The organism is Dokdonella sp. (assembly GCF_049593775.1).
Classification (GTDB): Bacteria; Pseudomonadota; Gammaproteobacteria; order Xanthomonadales; family Rhodanobacteraceae; genus Dokdonella.
In genome coordinates this window covers 1-2,200 of sequence record NZ_JBAWHJ010000310.1, presented here as the reverse complement: position 1 = coordinate 2,200, position 2,200 = coordinate 1, and the positions used below count along the sequence as shown (strand labels likewise).

3 protein-coding genes are annotated in these 2,200 nt (G+C 59.7%); all 3 read left to right on the top strand.

Annotated elements, in window-relative coordinates:
- A partial coding sequence (gene gltX / locus WBP53_RS10820; protein ID WP_423928782.1) for a glutamate--tRNA ligase occupies positions 1-1,026 on the top strand: 1,026 nt, incomplete at its 5' end.
- Positions 1,027-1,030: 4 nt separating this feature from the next.
- Positions 1,031-1,432, top strand: coding sequence for a hypothetical protein (locus tag WBP53_RS10815; protein ID WP_423928780.1), 402 nt, complete (start codon positions 1,031-1,033; stop codon positions 1,430-1,432).
- Between the two features lie 37 nt (positions 1,433-1,469).
- On the top strand, positions 1,470-1,982 hold the full coding sequence (locus WBP53_RS10810; RefSeq protein ID WP_423928784.1) for a transcriptional repressor: 513 nt from the start codon (positions 1,470-1,472) through the stop codon (positions 1,980-1,982).
- Positions 1,983-2,200: the final 218 nt, after the last annotated feature.

Below are 2,200 nucleotides of genomic sequence, written 5' to 3'. Positions count from 1 at the left end.
GATCGCAACGAACCCCTTCGAGACGATCCCAACCGGGTTATCCGTTTCAAGAATCCGAGTTCGGGCAGCGTTGTCTTCGATGACAAGGTCAAGGGACGCATCGAGTGGAGCAACGACGAACTCGATGACCTCGTCCTGTTTCGTTCAGACGGGTTTCCGACCTACAACTTCGCCGTTGTCGTCGATGATATTGACATGCGCATCAGTGAAGTCATCCGCGGTGATGATCATGTAAACAATACGCCACGCCAGATCAACGTCTACAACGCCCTTGGTGCCAGCGTCCCGACCTTCGCGCATTTGCCGATGATCCTCGGCCCGGATGGCCAGAAGCTCAGCAAGCGGCACGGTGCCGTTGGGGTCATGCAATACCGCGACGATGGGTTTCTGCCGCATGCCTTGCTCAACTACCTGGTTCGCCTTGGCTGGTCGCATGGGGACCAGGAGTTGTTCACGCGCGAGGAGATGATCGAGTTGTTCGATATCGGCAACGCCAATCGCGCGGCGTCGCGATTCGATCTGGAGAAGTTGTCATGGATCAACCAGCAGTACATCAAGAATGATGACCCGCTGGAACTCGTGCCTCATTTCACCTGGCAGTTGCGTGCGCTGGGAATCGATCCTGACCAGGGGCCGGAGCCGGTGGACGTGATCGTGGCCCTGCGTGAACGTGCGCAGACGCTAAAGGAAATGGCTGAAAAGGCTCGCGTCTGGTATGCGCCGCTGGAAAACTACGATGAAACCGCGGTAACCAAGCACCTCAGGTCGGCGACCGCTATCCCGGCCTTGCAGGCCGTCTATCAGCAGCTTAGCGATACCCGGGACTGGTCGGTTGAAAACGTGCACGCGGCGATTGCTGCGGCGGCCACGGCTATTGGCGAGGGCATGGGCAAGGTGGCGCAACCACTACGCGTGGCGATCACCGGAACGCAGGTGTCACCGTCGATCGACCACACCGTGTTCCTGGCCGGGCGCGATCAGGCCCTGAAACGCGTGGAAGCTGCGATCGCTCGCGCCGGAGGCTGATTCGGTGGCCGCGCTCGAATGCACCATCAGCGGGCTTTCAAGCCTGGACACCTCCGATATCGAGGCGATGATGCGCATGAACGAGCTTTGTCTCGACATGTTGCTGGATCCGGGCCTGTGGGCCTGGATGCTCGGAATCACTGCAGTCTGTGTCCTCGGCGGGTGGCTGATCGGCTGGATCAAGGGGCGCGTCGTAGCGGGCATCGTCTGGGGCGCATTGTTGGGTCCGATCGGCTGGCTCATCGTGGCCTTGTCAAAATCTCGTCTGCCGATTTGCCGGGAATGTGGAAAGGGCAATCCCGACAACGCCAAAGCCTGCCGCCATTGCGGAGTGAACTTGCGTCAATCTGCCGAGCGATCTGCGCGATCCCGCCTCAAGGGCAATGACAGCGACGGCGCCTGGTAGGCCCCGGCGATACAAGCAGCGGTGCTAAAATACTGGTATCGCCCGCCATTCAGTTCCCATGCCCGCATCCGCAAGAAAACCGCGCAGTCTGCATTCGCATAGCCACGATGCAGGCGCCTTTGTGCGCGAAGTATCGGAAGCCTGCGATCAGCGGGGTCTGCGCCTGACACCAATCCGTCTGCGCGTGCTCGAGCTGGTTGCCGCCTCCAAGCTTCCAGTCAAGGCGTATGACCTTCTGGACGGCCTCAAGGACGGGCCGGGTCTGGCCGCGCCCCCAACGGTTTATCGCGCGCTCGATTTCCTGCTTGAGCACGGATTCATTCACAAGCTCGAATCCATCAATGCCTTTGTCGGCTGCCACCATCCAGGCGAAGCACACCAGGTGCCATTCCTGATCTGTGACCGCTGTTCAAGCGCTGCCGAAATCTGCGACGAAGGCGTGGCGACCTTGCTCAATGCGCAAGCCAGGGAACGTGGGTTTACACCGGCGGCGCAGACGCTGGAGGTGCACGGTTTGTGTGCTGCCTGCAGCAAGGCGGAGTCGCCCTGAACTTTCATCCTTGATGGCTTGCTTTCGCGCAGCAAGAATGGCTGCGCATCAATTCGCAGAGCAAGCGTTTTTCTTTTCGCCTCAAGAGAAAGTGACGCATGAGGATGAGGGCGCGCGCTTGCGTCGATCTTGCGCTTCGGACATATCCTCGGCAACTGCTCCTGCGTTGCTCTACCTCCTGCATCCATGCAGTCGCTTCAAGGCAACGCAACAATGAG